The sequence below is a fragment of the Pseudoalteromonas sp. T1lg122 genome (assembly GCF_002964825.1).
Lineage (GTDB): Bacteria > Pseudomonadota > Gammaproteobacteria > Enterobacterales > Alteromonadaceae > Pseudoalteromonas > Pseudoalteromonas gelatinilytica.
Genome location: NZ_PQCG01000033.1, coordinates 351,524 through 371,000 on the forward strand (window position 1 = coordinate 351,524; position 19,477 = coordinate 371,000).

Here is a 19,477-nt window from a genome sequence, read left to right on the forward strand (position 1 = left end):
CAGTTTACCCTCAAGCAACAATTAGTTCCTGTGAACCGAAAGAAAACAACCCGCTTAATCTACTTAAAACTTATAGCTGAAAGCTTAGAGCTTCCAGCTAGTCTCTGCCATACCTATCATCAAATCGCTCGATGTCGCTTTCATCTAGTATCGCACCGGTTTGTACTTCAATAACGATCAGTGGTGTGTTTTGTTGATTAGCAAGGCTATGTAATTGCTTTGCCGCAATATAACAAGATTGGTCAGCTGTTAATTCAAATTCGTTATCGCCAACTCGGACATTTGCGACTCCTGATACGACGACCCAATGTTCTGCACGATGTTGATGGCGCTGAGTTGAGAGTTTTGCACCACGGTTTACAATTATTTTTTTCACCTTGAAGCCCGTGCTTTCAATTAAAGTTCGGTAGTTACCCCAAGGCCTAAATACCGCTTGGTGATGGGTCAATTTGTCATTATCAACTAAAGCAAGCTGTTTAAGTAAATCAGGGAGCTTATCGAGTGCACTTTTATCTGCCACTAAGGTGGCATCATGAGTATGTATAATGGCTTGATTAGTCACACCGAGCGCCGCAATGGTGTGATCGGCTTCGCTAATAAGTAGATTATTTTCGCTATCTAAACTCACTCCTTGCGAGGCTAAATAGTTACCATGGTGGTCTTTTTCAGCGATTTTCGACAGCGCTGAAAAACTACCTACGTCACTCCAATTTAAATCAACAGGGATAACAGCAACGTTAGCGCTACGTTCCAAAATAGCATAATCAATAGAATCACTGGGGCATGCTGCAAGCGAATTAGCAACGGGCCGTTGAAAACCTAAATCTGCAGTGAAACTTGCCGCTTTGGCGACACTGTCAGCAATCTTTGGTGCAAAGCGAGTAAGCTCGCATAAATACACATCTGGCAGAAATAAAAACATGCCACTATTCCAGCTATAGTCACCACTAGCAAGGTACTTTTTGGCTAATTGTAGTGCTGGTTTTTCTTTGAATTCAGCCACCTTAAAGCAGCCTTCATGGGCTAACGGCTCTCCTTGGCGAATATACCCATAGCCGGTATGAGGCTCTGTAGGAGTAATGGCAAAAGTCACTAACTGTTGTTGCTGACAAAGTGCTATAGCATTATCTAAGCAGGCAATAAGCTTCTCAAAGTCACTAATGTGGTGATCAGCAGGCATCACCAGTAAGGGATCCGTTAGGCCATTTTGCAATGCAAATTCAGCCGCTAACGCAATCGCCGGTGCAGTATTTTTACCTACGGGTTCAAGAAGCAACGTAAAGCTATCAGTGATTTCTGCAATTTGCGCTTTAGCAATAAAACGATGTTCTTCATTACAAACTAAAATCGGCGCATTAAATCGTGAGTCAGCCACACGTAAAAGCGTGCTCTGTAAGAGTGACTTTTCGCTAAGCAAAGATAAAAATTGCTTAGGCATCGCTTTACGCGACAAAGGCCATAAACGAGAACCTATGCCACCAGCAAGAATAACGGGGGTAATTTTGCGACTCATGATTGCTTAAAGTAAATAATCCAACCATGAGTTTAACAAATTTTTGAGTGTGTAGCTTAGGGCAATTACATGTTAGAGTTCAACACATCTAAATGAACATACAAATAAAATGGCTTTTATAACCCATGCCATACGCACCGCGCCAAATTGCTATTCGTCATAAATTTTCTTTTTAGATAAGAAGGAGACCCTCCTTATCTACATTATCATCTAATCGTCAGTTTCTATTGGTGAAGGTAAGTGTGGCATGCCAAACCCAGGTTTATCTTCCTTTATAAAATCTCCTTCATTAACTGCTCTATTCGATAGTACTCCACCATAAACCACTTGAATTTCAATCAAATTTAATTGACGCATTATATACTCTCCATGTATTCACATTTTTTGTTGGGTAGTTAATAGGTTAGCCGCTTTTCTTTAGAAGAATTAACGTGCCTAGCCATTGATTTAGTAGCTTGTTAAATACAAGTTACTAAATTCATATTCGATTACGCAGTTTCATTTTTAACTACTTTGTTTGTTAAAGCACCACCTTGCAACTCAAACACTTTATCCGCCATATTGATAGTCTCTTGCCTGTGAGCAATCATTATTCGCGTCATCTCTAGGTGCTTAATTTGCTCACTGATTTTTGCTTCGTTCTCTTGATCTAAATGACTCGTTGCTTCATCCAAAAATAGGACGCTGGGAGATTGGTACAGCGCTCTGGCAAGTAATAACCGTTGAAGTTGTCCACCGGATAAATTAGAACCCATATCGCCCACTAATGAGTTATAACCCATAGTCATTTTAGTAATATCACTATGAATTGCTGCATGACGAGCGCACTGTTCTATTTTTAAGTAATTAGGTTGTGGGTCAAAGAAGCTAATATTATCGGCGATTGAGCCAGCTAATAGCGTGTCATCTTGCATTACTGCGGCTATTTGTTTGCGGTAATTTTTAAGGCCAAGTTGGGTAATATCCATGCCATCAAGTAACACTTTGCCTGATGTTGGTTGTAATAAACCCAACATGATTTTCATTAACGTCGTTTTACCCGCGCCAGACGGGCCAGTAATAGCAATAGACTCGCATGAATTTAGCGTTAAATTTATATCTTTTAAAATAGGTGCTTGATCATCGCTATAACTAAAACTGATATTTTCAAGGCTAAGCTTACCTTTCACTTTATTGTCGCTACTCCCTCTGTAGGCCAAGTCACCATCGCGATTCGCTTCTTGCTTAGTAAGCGCAATATCAGCGATACGGTCAAGGTGTAAGCGCATCATTTTAAATTGGATTATTTGCTCGATGAAATTTGCAAAGCGACTTGTAAGCTGATTTTTATAGGCTATGAATGCCAACACCATACCGACAGATAAGCTATTACTCATAACCAAAAGTGCAGCAAGGTAAATAACCACTACATTCTCAAGACCAAACAGTAGTTTATTAAAAGACTCAAAACTAATATTTAATCGCCCTAAACGTATTTCACTATTTATTACCTCAGCATAACGGTTTTGCCAAATACCTTGGCGCTGCGCTTCATTACCAAACAATTTAATTGTTTGCATACCACGAATGTTTTCTAAAAAGTTTGATTGCTCTTTAGCGGAGTTTTGAATCATTTCTTCTGTAGCTTGATGCAGTGGTCGATACAGCACTAAGCGTACAAGCGTATAAAGGGTAATTGCGCCTACAACAACAGCTGTCAACTTAAGTGAATAAATCAACATCATAATCAATACGGTAATAGCCATAACACCATCAACAAATGTTTCTACAAACCCTGTGGTAATACGCTCACGTATTTGCGCTAGTGAGCCAAAACGGGAAACAATATCGCCAATGTGGCGGGATTCAAAGTAGTTCATAGGGAGGCGCAGTAAATGACGTAATAGATTAACCCCCATTTGCATGTTTAGCAGACTCGAAAGCCTCAAAATCAACCAGCTCCGCACTGCATTAGTAATAACTGAAATGATCGCAATTAATGCAAAACCTAGCGCAAGCACCGTGAGCAAAGACTCATCAAAGCTAACCAACACTTCATCCACGACCCACTGCATATAATAGGGTGTCATCAGTGCAAATAGCTGTAAAACCAGCGACAGCGCAATTAATTTTATTAAGCCAGTTTTTAGACCAGTAACAGCACTCCAAAGCTGACTAAACCTCATTCGTGCCTGTTCTTGTTTAGCTTCAAACTTACTGGTTGGCGTGAGCTCCAAACAAATACCGGTAAAGTGCTTACTAAATTCCTCGCTATTTAGATTCCGCTTCCCAAGGGCTGGATCATTAATCGCTAATTTGGCTGATTTTCCCTTCCCAGAAACTTTGGTCAAAACTACAAAGTGATTCATATCCCAATGCAATATACAGGGAGTCTGCAGCTTATGAACCTCTTCAAATGGACACTGTAACGCACGACTCGCTAATCCTAAGCTATCCCCCAACTCAATTAACTGCTGTAAATTCATCCCCTTTAGGTTCGCCGCAAAGCGCTTTCGCATTGCAGGCATATCAAGCTTGTGACCGTGATAGCATGCCACCATGGCCATAGAGGCGAGACCGCATTCAGCAATTTCGGATTGAAGTATCAGAGGGGTTAAGAATTTAATATTAAAATTAACTAAAGCCATAATAACTCCGTACAACTCTTCAAAGTCAAATTAAAATAGTCATAAAAAAGCCTATTGATAAACCTATAAAGAAACCTGAAAAAAACATTCCTTTCTTAGTTACATTTTTATTAAACCAACCATTTTCGGGATTACTACCCCATCCATTATCCATAATAACTACCCCATAAAATATAATAGAGAGTGTGAATTCACACTCTCAAATTATGTTAATGCTCTAAAAAATATGAGGTTGTTAAAGATATACTAACCCCGATCATCGCAGCTCCAAACCAAATAGGGGCTGTTGCTCCTGCGGCAAGAATCCCAACTCCAATTGCTATAATTCCCAGGTTTCCACCAATTGCAGTACTTTGGTCTACACCACCTTTAACTTCTTTAATTTCAATAACGTTTAATTCACGCATGATATTAACTCCTTGTTTCCTGTGATTTACTACCAACAGGATTTATCAACCCAAATCTATGGGATTAAATTTACTGACTATGGTTAACGAAAATAAACAAAGTCAGCTTCCTTTTAGAGATCCTCAAATGAGTAACTCTAAATTCTATGAAACCCTTCCTTTTAAGCTATATAAAGGCTCTAGTAACCACTCAATTAATGTGCGCTGTTCTAACATTATGTCTGCCTCAAACAGCATGCCGCTTTTTAACTCAAAGGCCTTTCCATACGCAGACATTTGCTGCTGACTTAAAGTAGCCCTAAGTCGATATACAGGCTCTTGCAATGTAATAGGTAACCGCACTTCGTTTGGTGTAATAAGTGCCTTATCAATACGGCTAATTGTGCTATTGATAAAACCAAATCGTTGATATGGAAAAGCATCAAAACGTAACCGAGTTTCGTTGCCTATTTCTATAAACCCTGCGGAGCGCGTTGGTAATAGTAATTCAGCAACTAACTCAGAACCCTCAGGTATAATATGCAGTAAAAGCTTTGCTTGGCTTAACACCTCTCCTTCGACTACTTGAATGCCTGTAACAACACCATTATTGCTAGCCGTAATTGTGTAGCTATAGTTGCTTTTTAACTGCGATAGTTGGTTTTGTGTATCTGAAATTTCTCGTTTTAAGTTACTGATGCGAAGTGCATATTGTTGTGGAACGTTAGCAAGATTAAAGCGTAATTGACTCAGCTGGTTATTTTGCTGCATCAGTATTCGAGCTAAGTTTTGCTTTTCTTGCTTAACATCGAGTAAAGCTTGTTGTTGCTGCTCACGTTCTATATTCGATAAAAAGCCACTCTTATTAAGCTGGTTGAAATTAACTTGTTGACTTTGCAACAGGGCAAGCTTTTCATCTGCGAGTGTTAATTGACTTTGTAATGCAAGCTTTTCTTCATTTAAAAGCGTTTGCTGCGCTTCAAGGTTTAGTATTTCTTGTTTTTGCAACACTTCCGTTTGCATAACCTCATGATTCAAAAGTTTAATTTGCTCTGTTAATTGTTCAACTAATTGTGAACTGAGATCTAAACCTTGACTATCATTTTGCTGAACAACAATTGAAGCAAGTGCTTGCCCCTTAATGACAGAGTCGCCTTCTTTTACATGAAGCTTTTCAATTGTTCCGCCTTGATTAGCAAAACTTTGAATGACGCCTTTACTAGGCATGAGAAAACCACGTACGGTTTCTTTGCGGGAATATTCTGCTGTAAAAAGAAATACTATAACCGCAGCAGCAACAGAGCTTAAGGTTACAACTGTTAATTTAATCGATAATGGTTGCGCTAAGGTAATTACGCCAGTTAAACGTTCACTTTGTTGTGCAACCGCTTCCTTTCTAAACAAGCTCATAACAAAATCCTTTTGCTATATCTCTTGAATTTAAAATTAGCGGGACATTCTAATTTTTGTAAATCAGAATTTTCCTAAAAATAAAACAAAGCACAAATTGAAGGTTTAATTAGTAAAATCAATTAAAATATATTAATTAAATTTAAGCACCAAGCTGTATATAACTTAGTGCTTAAATATTATTTAACTTGCTAGAATCTTCATTGGTAAGCTTAGGATTGCGCTTTCTGAATCAGCAAAGTGCATCATCACTGCAACGTGACCTGCAACAACCAGTGCGTACATTACCGCTGAAAAGCCTTGCCCGTATGTATCAAGAGGAATGAGATGTGAATAGTGACGTCCGCGCCACTCAAAGATAATCTCAAGAGCCCCTACAAATAAGAAGAACACCAGTAGCATCAAGCCAAAGGTATAACTCAGCCACAAGCCAAATAACACACCTAATAAACACACACTTAGACCTATCCATGAACGCATCGAAAAACTAATACTTTTAAGTACATGGCCGCCATCTAAGGGCAAAATAGGCAACAAGTTAAATAGGTTTAGCAGTGCGCTGAGTACTGCCACACCAGCGAATATTTCCATTTCAGTGGCGTAGTAAAGCACGACTCCCAGTACTGAGGTAATCAAGCCAAAAGCAGGCCCCATGAGTGAGATCACTACGTCTTGCCATCGCGTGGTAATTTTATCATCGGAAACAGCCAAACCACCGACAAAGGGAATAAGGTAAATACCTTTAGTTTTAATGCCGAAGTATTTCATCGCACGTACATGACCATATTCATGCACCACCAAGCAAGCAATTAGCATCAAGGCAAATTCAATAGAAAATAACCAAGCATAGCCTGCCACCGAAGCACCCGCTAAAGCCGCTTTAACTACTTTTGCACTTTTAAATAATTTAAAGCCCAGTGCCAGCAAACCAATAATGCCGCGTTTGGGTTCGGCTTCTTGTAACTCCGGTAAAGCAAGCTGGCTCACCTGCTGCTGATTAACAAAAATGGCTAAGCTTTTTTCGTGCACTTTGCTGGTATCAAGACCAATGCGTTGCCCCTGAAAATCAAATTCATAAAGTTCTGGCTCTGGGTTATCGAAAGCAATTGCTTGTTGATGATGAAAAAGCTGAATTAACTGTGAGCCATTTAAATGCAAAATAAAGGTTTCGTCTGCGAGACTCAGCTGAAGTCTGACCATAGTTCTTATAAATACGAATAAAAAGTGCGGCTATTATACTGAGACCTTGCAAAATTACGAATTTCCTTTAGGTACAAGACTGTGTATTTTTCGCACTATAAAACAAGCAAAAAACATGACTAAATAGGGTTTATCTACTACTTTTAACTATAGCGTTCTTGTTCAAGGAGTGAATATGGTTAAGTCAAATAGACACATACTCGTAGTGGATGACTCAAAAGCTATCCTGATTGTTATGCATGCCATCTTGAATGAGCTTGAGGTTCCACACATTACAACCTGCCTAAGTGCAGAAGAAGCCTTAGAAAAAGTTAAAAAAGCCCCTCGCTTTTTTGATGCCATTTTTACCGATCTCAATATGCCAGATATGGATGGCATGGAGCTTATTCGTCACTTAGGCGCCATGAAATACCAAGGTGCAATTGCCATAATTTCTGAGATGGACCCTAAAGTCATTGACCTTGCAGCAGACCTTGCTCGTAAGCATAACGCTCACTTAATTGGTAACGTCACTAAACCAGTGCAACTTAATCAAGTGTACTTACTACTGCAAAAGCTTGAGCACTTTGCTATTCATGTTGAGCGTACAAAAACCCCTATTTCTGAGTCATTGTTACTACATGCCATCAGTCATAATGAGATTATTCCGTTTTATCAACCTAAGATAAATCGCCATGATAATCGGGTTGAAAGCATTGAGGTACTTGCCCGCATCAACACAAGCCAAGAAGACGAAATAATTTTACCTGATCGCTTTATTTGTATTGCTGAAGACCTAGATTTAATAAACCTTATTACTTTCCAATTATTTGAAAAGGCCACTAACGATTTTGCAGAAATTAAAGAGCAGTTTGATCCTAACTTAAAGCTCGCATTTAACTTATCTCCCTCGCAGCTTGAGGACTTAAGTTGTCCAGATAAACTGGCTTTAATACTGCACCTTAACAAGCTCACGCCTAGTGAAGTTATATTAGAGATTACCGAACAGTATGCGCTGCGTAGTGCATCGCAACTTGAATCACTCAACCGCTTACGAATGCGCGGTTTTGGTATTTCACTAGATGATTTTGGCACTGGCTTTACTAATGTGCAGCAGTTAAAAACACTACCCTTTACCGAAATAAAGATCGATCGCACCCTGATCAGTAATATTGAAACCGATCAGTTTTCCCAAGTGATTGTTAGTAGCTTGGTGAATATAGCGATACAAGAAGATCTCGCTATCGTTGCCGAGGGTATTGAACGCGTTGAAGAGCTTGAATACCTCGACCGCTACAAAGAATTTATTTTAATGCAGGGCTTTTTGCTGTGCCGCCCAAAAGCCAAAGAAGACTTTTTAAATTGGTCACTCTCTTGGCGGCAAATGGTAAAAACCGCAGCGGGGCATCGCCGCTAAGGTTTACGCTTATCGTCACTGACAATGGTATTACTCGATGCTAAACGCTGTCGCCAACGCTGTTTGGCGACTTTTTGCATATTGGCTGATTGATCATGCTCATCAACAATCTCGAGCCCCATTAATGCTTCAATTAAATCTTCAAGGGTGACAATACCTTGTACATCACCGTATTCATCCACGACTAAACAAATATGCGTGCGCTCAGACAGTAAGGTTTCGAGCAAGGTCGGCACATGCAAGGTTTCTGGTACGGTGTAAATAGGCTTAACGAGCTTGCTAATTTTATAGTCTCACCCAGACGATGATAAGCCAGCATAATGTCATTTTTATGCACAAAGCCAATAATATCATCACCATTTTTGTCATAAACCAATACCCGAGAGAACGATGAAGAACCATGCTCCGACAAGTATTGGTTTACGGTTAAATCTTTATGGACTTTAAAAAGCACCGTACGTGGTGTCATTAAGGTATCGAGTTTGGCATGACGAAAATGCAGCAGGCTGCGTATGATTTCAGATTCATCTTGCCCAAGGGCTCCTGATTCAGTGCCAATATCAGCCATGGCTTCAATCTCTTGGCGAATATAATAGGCCTCATCGTAATTACGCCCTAAAAAGCGCGTTAAAATGTCAGCAAACCACACGAAGGGTTTTAGAATAAACACCAACCAAATTAAGCTCACACTAACAATGGGTGTTAATCCTCGCCAATAATTAGCCCCTAATGTTTTAGGAATAATTTCAGAAAGCACCAGTACCAATAACGTCATAATTGCGGAGGCTACGCCAACCGCAGCATCTGAAAACACCACTGCAGCTTGTGCGCCAACGCCAGCGGCACCCGCCGTGTGCGCTATGGTATTTAACGTGAGTATTGCCGCCAACGGTTGGTCTATATTGTCTTTGAGTTTACCTACCCGCTTTGCTAATTGCGGTTGTTGCTTTCTTAGCATGGCAACATAACTTGGCGTAATACTTAACAGTACCGCTTCCATCACTGAGCACAAAAACGAAACCGCAATGGCAACAAACATATAAACAAGTAGCAATGTCACGCTGAGCCCTCTTAAAAAAGTTAACCTGCTCACCATAGCAATTGAAAACCACAAGCTCAAACCCGACTGCAATCTAACGCAGAGCACTTTTTGGGTAATTTGCAGCGTGCTATATTGGTTTAAATTACCTTCAACAGGCGAAACTATGACACTTTCAACTACTTGGCTAAGCCAATCAGCCAAGCTAAAAACAACATTTAGTGCATTAGCGTTATGTGCGTTAAGTAATACAGCAATGGCCGCTGCCATTGATAAATCAGCGGTGCAATTTATTGGCCCTCTTGGCGAAGATATGCAACTTAAGCCATATCAAACGGATCATCGCGATGCCATTATTGCTAACCTACTACCTAGCTTGCAAAAAAGCGGCGATAGCATACGCGTATTTGGCGATGAGCTTGACTGGCAATCATTCGATAAAGTGAGTGCGCTAACACTAGGTGGTTTACAGGCACTCAAATTTACCGCTTCAACTGAACGCTTTAGCCAAGGCTCATTAACGCTTAAAGGCATTGAAAACGCACAGCTATTTATTGATGGTGAAAAGCAAACAGAAAAAAATAAAAGCTATGAGCTAGCTTTAAGCCAAGGCGATCACCAGTTTGTTATCATCACTGAGCAAGTAGCTAACTGGAATGAGGTTGAGCTTGATTTTACGGCTAAGTCTGAACTAGATGCTGTGCAATTTAGTGCTAAGCAACAACACGGTTTGTCGGCTAAGCAATTATTCGATGCGCCAACGGTCAGTTATATTTCAATGGCACCAAATGGCGATTACTTCATTACTAGCCAACGTCATTACGAAGATGCAACCGCTAATCAAGCACAATATGTTACTGAGCTTAAAGACGCAAAAAACAATACGCTTTATCGCTTTGAATCAGCCCAACCGAGTAACATTACTTGGAGCCCAGATAGCAAAAGCTTAGTGTATTTATTAAATGGCGAGCTTAAACGTTTAAACCTGAAAACCATGCAACTTAGCATCATTGCTAAAAACCTCGCGGGTGCAAATGGCTTTCAGTTTTTCGATAACAACAGCTTAATTTTTAGTTGGTCGAAGTCTCCAACAGACAATGGCAAGCTCACTAAACATTATCAAGGCCTGCAAGATCGTTGGTCTTATGCTCGTACCACGTCGCAAGTCTATTTACTCGATATCGCAACAGGTTTAAGCAAAATATTAAGCCAAGGCCCGCTTAGCCATTCACTTGAAGATTTTGATGCTAAAAGCGGCCACGTTTTGATGAGCCGCTCAGCACAAGCAATGCAGCTATCACCACAGCCAGCAACAGAGCTTGTTGAGCTAAACCTAGCTTCATCGGCTATCAAGGTACTTGGTCAATACAATACCTTTAATCAGGCTAAATATACTGACGACGGAATTTATGTCACTGCCGGTCCAGATTTTAACAATGGCTTAGGTCGTAACCTTCCTGAAGGGATGCTTGCGAATAACTATGACGGTCAACTTTATTTACTCAGCCGTGACGGTAAACAAGCCAGCGCTCTGAGTAAGGAGTTTAACCCAGCTATCGGCCAGTTAAATGTGCTTGAAAACGGTGATGCGCTTATTAAAGTTACCGAGCAAGATACCGTACAACTTTATCAATTCGACTTGAGCAAAAAGCGTTTTAATAAAGTGAATACGGGCTTTGATGTTGTGGAGCAATTTAGCTACTCAAACGAGCGTACCCCACGCATTTTGGTTACCGGCACCACAGCGTCAACACCTCAGCAGTTAAAACAACTCAGCTTAGGTAAGGGTCGCGCTAAAGTAGTGTGGGATTCTAAACCAATTGGCTATGAAAATACGCAAGTAGCCTCACTGGAAGAGTTTAACTTTACTAATAAAGATGGCATTGAAATAAAGGGGCGAGTTTATTTACCCCATGATTTAGATAGCAATAAACAATACCCTGCACTGGTTTATTATTATGGTGGTACATCGCCAGTAACTCGTGGCTTTACAGGCCGTTACCCGTTTAACTTATGGGCTGAGCATGGCTATGTTGTTTACGTTGTGCAACCTACTGGCGCAACAGGCTTTGGCCAAGAGTTCTCGGCTAAACACGTCAACGCATGGGGTGAATACACTGCCAACGATATCATCGACGGTACTAAAGCCTTTTTAGATAAATATAACTTTGTAGATAGCAAACGTGTGGGTAATTTAGGGGCCTCTTACGGCGGCTTTATGACCATGCTACTCGCAACTAAAACGGATATGTTCAGTGCATCGATTGCCCATGCAGGGATTTCAAATATCACCTCGTATTGGGGTCAAGGTTGGTGGGGTTACTTATACTCAGCTGAGGCATCTAAAAATAGCTACCCGTGGAACAATCCTACACTTTATAGCCAACACAGCCCGGTGTTTCATGCTGACAAAGTAACAACGCCGCTATTACTCCTTCATGGTGATTCGGATACCAACGTACCGGTTGGTGAAAGCCACAATATGTACACCGCATTAAAGTTATTAGGTAAAGATGTTGACCTGATTGAGTACAAAGGTGCAGATCACCAAATTTTTGCTCGTGATAAACGCTTCGACTGGTGGAATACCATGTTGGCTTATTTCGATAAAAACTTAAAAGATCAGCCACAATGGTGGCAATACCTTTATCCTGAAAAGTAGTTTAATCATTTGGCTGGGCACGATGTGAGTGCTCAGCTGCCATTCTTTTCAACTATTGCTAAGCCATTAAATTGTAAGAAATAGTTACAAACCTCGCTATGACACTTCTCAGCCTTTGCCATACAGTGCTAACATAACAACAAATCAAGTGTGAAATTAAAGCGAATGACTATTCAAGTTTTATTGGTTGAAGACGACGAACTACTCGTTAAGCGCATTCTTAATCATTTTAAAGAAACTGAGTTTAATATTGAGGTAGATTCAACGGGGGCCGATGCATTAAGCATTGTGCAATCGCGTGCGTCATCAAAAGAAGCAATTTCTTTAGCCGTTATCGACATTGTGTTACCAAAACGCGATGGGCTTTTGCTTGCCAAAGAACTTAATGCACTGACGGATATTGGCGTTATTGTGCTGTCTAGTCGTGACTCGCAAGCTGACCGTATTGCTGGTCTTGCACAAGGTGCCGATGACTACATTTGCAAGCCGGTTGACTTACTTGAACTTGAACTGCGAATGCGCGCTCTTTTTAAGCGCATAAAAGGCTCTCAGCAAGATGATGAGAGTGAAGAGTTTATTGAATATGCCGACTTTAAACTACACCCAGATAACCGCACCTTGATCACCCCTAATGGTGAAGAATCACGTCTTACCGAAGCAGAGCACAAGGTACTTATTTGCCTTATTGCAAATGCCGGTAAAGCGACATCACGTGAAAAAATTTCCGAAGAAATTGGCCAGCCTGACTGGAGCCCAAGCGATCGTACCGTTGATGTGTTGATTGGCCGCTTACGTAAAAAATTAAGCGATGAAAAAGACCAAAAACGTATCGTTACCGTTCGCGGCAAAGGCTACATGCTGTCTATTTAGCAAACTTGCTAGTACTGCGTTAATTGGCTAATTAACCGCTCAAAGGCGCGATAATTCAGCGCCTCTTTTAATTCATTTAAGGTAATTGCTGGCTGTGCTTTTAAATCGCTAATTGTGCGTGCCACCTTGATAATACGGTGATACGAGCGTGGTGATAACGCCAGTTTTTCACTGGCTTTTGCTAAAAACTGCAGCTCAGCTGCTGCCAACTCACAATGAATACTCATTTCTTTATTATTCAAGCGCGCATTCACTTTGCCTTGTCGGTTAAGTTGAATTGCATAAGCTCTTTCGACTCTGGCTCTTACTTGTTCACTGCTTTCTTCTACTTGCGTGCTCTGTAATTGGCTACTGGTGAGTCTCGGCAGCTCAATTTGTAAATCAATCCTATCGATAAATGGTCCAGACACCCGAGATAAGTACCGCAATACTTGATCTGGCGTTGCACGCTTATCAGTATGGCTTCCTGTGGGGCTAGGGTTTAATGCGGCGATTAGCTGGAATTGCGATGGAAATTCCATTTGTCGCGCCGCTCGCGATATAGTCACCACGCCCGTTTCCATTGGTTCACGCAGTGAATCGAGCACCTTTCTTTCAAATTCGGGCAGCTCGTCTAAAAACAATACGCCATTATGAGCAAGGGAGATTTCCCCCGGTTTAGGGTTCGAAGAGCCACCGACAAGAGCAACAGCAGAGCAAGTATGATGTGGATTTCTAAAGGGCCGTTCACGCCAATTAGATAAATCAACTGACTGACCAATTATCGAATATAGCGCAGCGGTACTAATTGCTTCATCATCCGACATGGTTGGCATAATCGTTGGCATACGCTGGGCAAGCATTGACTTGCCAGTACCTGGAGGGCCAAGAAACAGTAAATTATGGCCACCAGCAGCGGCTATTTCGAGTACTCGTTTGGCACCTGGTTGGCCTTTCACGTCACTTAAATCGAGTAGCGATTCGCGCTGCGACTGTTGCTCTGGATAGCTAATATTAAGTGGAAGGGGTTGCTGATTTAATAAATCATTCCAAACATCTTGTAAGGAGTAAACGGCTTTTCGAGAAACGCCCGACACAAGGCTTGCGAGATTATCGTTTTCAGCAGGTAAGAAACAACAGCGCCCCTGCTCTTTCGCTCCTAACACCGAAGGCAAAATAGCATTTACCCCTCTTACCTCACCATTTAAAGCCAACTCTCCGTAAAACTCATAACGATGAATATCAGGGCAGTTTATTTGCCCAGAGGCGACTAAAATACCCACAGCAATAGCCAAGTCAAAACGGCCACCTTCTTTAGGTAAATCAGCGGGCGCAAGGTTGACGGTTATTCGTTGATCTGGAAAACCAAACTGTGAGTTTTCGAGTGCGCTACGCACTCTGTCTTTTGACTCTTTGACTGACGCTTCAGGCAAGCCAACGATATGAAAAGCAGGTAAGCCGTTTCCTAAGTGTACTTCTACAATTACTTCAGGAGCTTGCACGCCCACTTGTGCACGTGAAAATATTCTAGCTAAAGACACGATCCATGATGTCCCTATCATTCATCCTTAGGTTAAGCTTAGTCGGGATATTTAAAAACGTGTAATGTCAGCTGCCATTTCATTGCAGCTAAACGCAGTGATAAGGTCATTAGCATGGCTAATACCATGGCCATTTCGGTCACGAAACCCAGTGAGATACTTAGCGTGTAAACAATTCCACCTGCGATACAGGTAATAGCATAGAGCTCGCCCTTTAATAGCATCGGCATATTTCCAGCGAGCACATCACGGATAACGCCACCAAAGCAGCCTGTGATCACCCCCATAATAATTGCGGTGGTATCAGGCATGCCTGCGAGCATGGCTTTTTGTGCGCCCATCACCGCAAAAAATGCTAAACCAAAAGCATCTGCCACTTGTAGTGCATTTAGTGAAATCGATCGCTGTTTATTGATTAAACGAGTGGTAACAAATACAGAAAGTAATATAGCCCAGAAGTAGCTTTGATCATGTAGCCAAAATACGGGTACATCTAAAATTACGTCGCGCACAGTCCCACCGCCGATAGCAGTGACTGTGGCTAACACAACAACCCCAAAGCCATCCATTTTTTTGTCGTACGCCAATAGCGTTCCAGAAACAGCAAACACGGCTACGCCGATTAAATCAAACCAATGGTAAAGTTCAGTCATGTTTGTAACTAAAAAGTAATGTTAGTGTCGTTGTAACATAAACTTTTCAATCTTTTAAGCGAAGTTTCGATTACTCGCCTTTTTCGACCAGCTCAATAAACTTTAAACTCTGCATCATAACGCTGTCTGCAAGTGTGGAGTCTGAAAAGTAAGATTCCTTCTCAGTGGCTTTACTTGGCGCAGCTAATAAGATGTTGTAATCATCTTCTAACTCGACCCATAAGCTTCGTTCTTGAGCATTTAATTGCGCATGTTTCTTACGAACATTGTCGGCTTCATAAAATGCCTCTTGTGCTTTTAAGAATGCATCTTGTGATTCTTCGCTCATATCTTCACTTGAAAACAAACTATTACTTAAATCGCTAATGTCTTCTTGCATTGCATCCATCGTTTGGCACCCACTAAGGGTAAGAAGTAATACTGAGAAATATAACGCTTTCATAAACTAACTCCTCAAAAAAGCCCAGTAGCATTGCTGCTACTGGGCTCAGAAAATTACTGCTTAATTAAACTGCCCGATACAAAAGTATGTAGTTCGGGATCATCATTATCATCATAGATTTCAGGTACTTCAAAACCTAGCGTCGCTACACTAAAGCCACCATCAATGGTTATCACAGGCGTCATGATGACACCGTAGCCATAATTTTGTGTAGCTGTTGGTTCGCTATACATCATCAACGACCCAAGATCTAATACCCACTCTGCAGAGCGTACTTCACCATCTAATTCAAATGTTGCAGTACCATCATTGCTTATAACGACATTAGAGGTTTCTAAACCACTGCCATCATCCGCCATAAAAGTGAATACATGTGAGCCAACGAGATCTGCTTCAGTAAAGGTTGCTTGGTCAATCACTCGGGTCACTCGTTCAAAGAGGCCAAAATCATCGCCATCTTTAAACTGCATAAAGTTACCTTGTGGTTTAACAATAAAGTAAGGGTCAGCTTGAACAATGGGATCACCATAGGTTTTCACATAGAAATCAACCTCTACCTTTTGAGTTTCTGGATCATAGGTGTAGTAACCACCTGAGATACCTAACTCATCAAACTCTGTATCATGAGCAAGCTCTAAGAAAGTACCGTCTTCTTTAAATACGCCAATAAAGAAATCACCATCGTAAGAGCCATATGTATAACCCCCTATCAACGGATTTGATTCGCTGTAGATTCTACTTAAAGTGATAATACCCTCACCTTCAATATCGAATGTCAGCGTATCCCCATCCACACTGGCAACGATACTACCGGCATCATCAATACCAAAGCTACCATTGGTATCTTCTGTAATAGTGACAACAAATGCACCTGTTGTTTCATTCCAAGTAAAATCACCAATTTCATAGCCTGGGAATGCGGTATCGTCATCAGGGTCGTCCATTGCTTGAATTTGTAACCACTTTCCGTCACGAATAATCACCGCAACATCAGGTTCATCAGCAAGCTGCCAAGCCCCATCTAATGGATGATCCGTTGCTGGGCGCTCTATAACAACTTGCTCTTCAGCCATTGCCTTATCAAAGTACCAAGCTTGTTTAGCATCTTCAGTACATGTACCTGCTTGCTCATAAACACAAATGGTTAAGAAGTGTCGATCAAAATCACTCACTTCTGCTTGCATGCTACCAAATAGTAACTTGCCTGATGCTAAACTGTAGTCGTATTGATTGACCACACCAAGATAAGTAAAGGTGATTTGATGGCTATACTCAGCCGTCATCTCATCATAAATAGTCGCTATTTTAATGGTTTCTACACCGAGCTCTCTTGCTGTATAGAGTTCAATGTAGTTAGTTGTAATTGGGTAGCCATTATCATCATAACTTGCGTTTTCTTCTAACCAATAAGGTGCGAATTTGGTTACCCCATACTCATCTGATACAGAAAAATTACGTAGGTGAGATGAATAATCTTCGACACGCTCCGAACCATCGTAGTTAAAAAAGCGATATTTGCGATAGGTAAAGTTTTGGCCATTATTAGTCGCTAATAATCGCTGCGAGAATTCACTGTATACTTGGCAAACTTCGCCTTCAGGGCAGATTGGTTGAACGCCATTACTTGTATAATAGTTGTGGCGTAAGAACACTCCCTCACTACTCACTTGCCATGAACGGAAGTTCTGATTCAAGTTAAAATTCATTAAACCATCATCATACACATCATAATGAAGGTCTGTTTGTGGTGAGTTATAGCCCTGATAAACAGTCCATTTACCCAATAGATCAGCTTTAGTAAATGAAAGCTGATTATCCTTCACCATTAAACCAGTGACAGTACGCGAGCTATCATCAGCTTTCGCTTCAAGTGATGCCGCAAATTGATAGCCAACTTGTACATTTTTAACGAGCCAAATTGCGATGTCATAACTGATATCTTCTGCGCTATTGGTTATTAGTAGTTGATTTCCATCAACTTGCCAAGCCACACTAACAGGCGCGTTATCATTATCTGTGAGCGTCCCTGTACCACCAGAAACTAGCTCAATGCTGACAGCACTACTGTAACCACCAAACTCACTTAAGTTATCTATAACCCAAGTACCAATAAGTTCATCAGCCGTCACAGCAAGTGTTTGCTGTTGTTCAATAAGGGTCGCGTTATAATTCGATTCTGTGGTTCTATACACGACATCTGAACTGGTTAGGCGAGTTTCGCTTTTGCGGAAAAATTCGACCGTTCTGTTTGCGTCGTTCTCTAAAAGAATCGTTAGATCTAACTCAACTAAGTACTCACAGGCATCTTGCTGTTCATTGTTTGCATCAGTAATCACAAAGCAACTCATCAATGCCGGCTCAGCTAGCGTAATCGTAATGTCTTGATCTTGTTGCGACCAACTAAAGTCAGTATCAACATCCAGCAAACTAACATATCCGCTACCATCAGTATTAAACTCAAACTGCCCAACTGAGGTGCGATAGTATTGCGGCTGCATTAATAAATAATTGCCAGTAAGATTATTGATTGTTTGATCAACAAGTTCATCATCATCTTTAATCTCTTCTTTTGTACTGTCGATTAATCCAGGATCTTGGCTTTCAACTGTATTTATAAAGTCATCAATTTGTTCTGCACTGGATATTAAATCAAGGGTCGTATCGACCCCCTCTGGTAGTTCATAGTCATCATTATCGACAATGATCTTGATTAACGCTGCAAGTAGCAGTTTTTCGTCAGCATCAACGGCGAGCAAAGCGTCATCTAATGCCTGTTCAGAGTCTATGTCTGTACCATCGCGGCTTAAAAGTGCAAACTCTGCAGTACTAACATTAGTAATATTTACACCGAAGTTTTCATCTTTGCTTAATGTGCCATCCGCCCCCGCTTGTGAAATAAGCGTTGCGATTGATTTCAACTGGGATACAAACTCAACACCTGGGTCAATGGCGTTATTACCTAGCGCCACCAGCTTAACCAGTTCAGCGGCATCTGAGTCATCAACCTCAATGTTTACGCTATAGCGACCTTCTGCATCAGCGGTAATCGCAAATTGTTCATCGCCAATTTGTACCACTATACTTGAGTTAATAATCGGCTCATCCGTTACAATACCGGTAATCGTTACACTGAGCACTTTACGTTTCAGTTCAATCGTTACCTTAGCTGTGGCGGTAGCACCATCATCATCAGTAACAGTCAATGAAACAGCAACATCTGCATCTTCTTCAATTTCTGGTGCGGTGATCGTAAGTTTACTTGTATCGCTTCCGCTAAGTGTTAACTCTGGACCTGATGTTTGCTGCCATGCATAACTTGCAATTGTGCCATCACTGTCTGTTGCCGTCGCTTGTAGGACTAACTCGCCGCCTTCTGTTACGCTGCTATCACTACTAATAGATACCGTGGGATTTTTGTTTGTCGCGACAGGAGGGGTATCATCATCGTCATCACCACCTCCACCGCCTCCACCACAAGCGGTTAAAGCGACAAGACTTGTCGCTAGTAATAATTGTTTTAAATACTTTATGGAGTGAAAATTAGGGGGGCTCATCATGCTAATCCTTACATTGAGTGCTGTATTTCCCTAAAAAGAGGCAACTGCTTACACAGTTGCCATAACTCAAGGGAAGCAAAACCTATTTTGAACATGAAATAAAGGCGGGATCTCAGTGTCGTCCTTAACCATAATCTGAGTTCAGTCATGTTTGCCCGTCAAATATGAACACCAGAGATCCCATCAAAGCGATTCATTTTTC

The 19,477-nt window shown here is 41.2% G+C and carries 14 protein-coding genes and 1 pseudogene; 3 read left to right on the plus strand and 12 right to left on the minus strand.

Features of this window, described 5'->3' with window-relative positions:
- Positions 1–97: 97 nt before the first annotated feature.
- The 7 genes from C2M33_RS17960 to C2M33_RS17980 all read right to left on the minus strand — a co-directional run bounded on the left by C2M33_RS17960 (position 98) and on the right by C2M33_RS17980 (position 7,136).
- Positions 98–1,513, minus strand: coding sequence for a mannose-1-phosphate guanylyltransferase/mannose-6-phosphate isomerase (locus C2M33_RS17960; protein WP_171038331.1), 1,416 nt, complete (start codon positions 1,511–1,513; stop codon positions 98–100).
- Positions 1,514–1,723: 210 nt separating this feature from the next.
- Positions 1,724–1,870, minus strand: a complete 147-nt coding sequence (locus C2M33_RS21145) for a hypothetical protein (RefSeq protein ID WP_158685603.1) — start codon at positions 1,868–1,870, stop codon at positions 1,724–1,726.
- Between the two features lie 131 nt (positions 1,871–2,001).
- The gene (locus C2M33_RS17965) at positions 2,002–4,140 is read right to left on the minus strand and encodes a peptidase domain-containing ABC transporter (protein ID WP_105175091.1); all 2,139 of its coding nucleotides are present in this window, start codon (positions 4,138–4,140) and stop codon (positions 2,002–2,004) included.
- Between the two features lie 25 nt (positions 4,141–4,165).
- A complete protein-coding gene (locus C2M33_RS21430) occupies positions 4,166–4,294 on the minus strand; it encodes a hypothetical protein (protein ID WP_267894583.1) in 129 nt (42 codons plus the stop codon).
- Between the two features lie 55 nt (positions 4,295–4,349).
- Entirely contained in the window at positions 4,350–4,547 is a 198-nt protein-coding gene (locus C2M33_RS17970) for a hypothetical protein (protein WP_105175092.1), read from the minus strand.
- Between the two features lie 144 nt (positions 4,548–4,691).
- On the minus strand, positions 4,692–5,936 hold the full coding sequence (locus C2M33_RS17975; RefSeq protein WP_105175093.1) for an HlyD family efflux transporter periplasmic adaptor subunit: 1,245 nt from the start codon (positions 5,934–5,936) through the stop codon (positions 4,692–4,694).
- Positions 5,937–6,119: 183 nt separating this feature from the next.
- Positions 6,120–7,136, minus strand: coding sequence for a metalloprotease (locus C2M33_RS17980; protein ID WP_063701516.1), 1,017 nt, complete (start codon positions 7,134–7,136; stop codon positions 6,120–6,122).
- Between the two features lie 175 nt (positions 7,137–7,311).
- On the opposite strand from C2M33_RS17980, the gene C2M33_RS17985 reads away from it, so the two are divergent.
- Complete coding sequence (locus C2M33_RS17985; protein WP_063701514.1) at positions 7,312–8,532, plus strand: EAL domain-containing response regulator; 1,221 nt, start codon at positions 7,312–7,314, stop codon at positions 8,530–8,532.
- On the opposite strand, the pseudogene C2M33_RS17990 reads toward C2M33_RS17985, so the two are convergent.
- Positions 8,529–9,592, minus strand: a pseudogene (locus tag C2M33_RS17990) (hemolysin family protein). The gene C2M33_RS17985 and the pseudogene C2M33_RS17990 overlap by 4 nt on opposite strands.
- Positions 9,593–9,737: 145 nt before the next feature.
- Between C2M33_RS17990 and C2M33_RS17995 the strand changes: the two are divergent.
- Both C2M33_RS17995 and C2M33_RS18000 read left to right on the plus strand, forming a co-directional pair.
- On the plus strand, positions 9,738–12,233 hold the full coding sequence (locus C2M33_RS17995; protein ID WP_105175094.1) for an alpha/beta hydrolase family protein: 2,496 nt from the start codon (positions 9,738–9,740) through the stop codon (positions 12,231–12,233).
- A gap of 165 nt (positions 12,234–12,398) precedes the next feature.
- Complete coding sequence (locus C2M33_RS18000) at positions 12,399–13,103, plus strand: response regulator transcription factor (protein ID WP_063701510.1); 705 nt, start codon at positions 12,399–12,401, stop codon at positions 13,101–13,103.
- Positions 13,104–13,111: 8 nt separating this feature from the next.
- Here C2M33_RS18000 and C2M33_RS18005 read toward each other — a convergent pair whose 3' ends face one another.
- From C2M33_RS18005 to C2M33_RS18020, 4 genes are all read right to left on the minus strand, one after another.
- The gene (locus C2M33_RS18005) at positions 13,112–14,623 is read right to left on the minus strand and encodes a YifB family Mg chelatase-like AAA ATPase (protein WP_105175095.1); all 1,512 of its coding nucleotides are present in this window, start codon (positions 14,621–14,623) and stop codon (positions 13,112–13,114) included.
- Positions 14,624–14,661: 38 nt separating this feature from the next.
- Positions 14,662–15,276 (minus strand): trimeric intracellular cation channel family protein, encoded by a 615-nt coding sequence (locus C2M33_RS18010; protein WP_063701506.1) that lies wholly within the window; start codon positions 15,274–15,276, stop codon positions 14,662–14,664.
- Positions 15,277–15,346: 70 nt separating this feature from the next.
- The gene (locus C2M33_RS18015; protein ID WP_062564682.1) at positions 15,347–15,718 is read right to left on the minus strand and encodes a hypothetical protein; all 372 of its coding nucleotides are present in this window, start codon (positions 15,716–15,718) and stop codon (positions 15,347–15,349) included.
- Between the two features lie 53 nt (positions 15,719–15,771).
- On the minus strand, positions 15,772–19,275 hold the full coding sequence (locus C2M33_RS18020; protein WP_158685604.1) for a PKD domain-containing protein: 3,504 nt from the start codon (positions 19,273–19,275) through the stop codon (positions 15,772–15,774).
- Between the last annotated feature and the right edge of the window lie 202 nt (positions 19,276–19,477).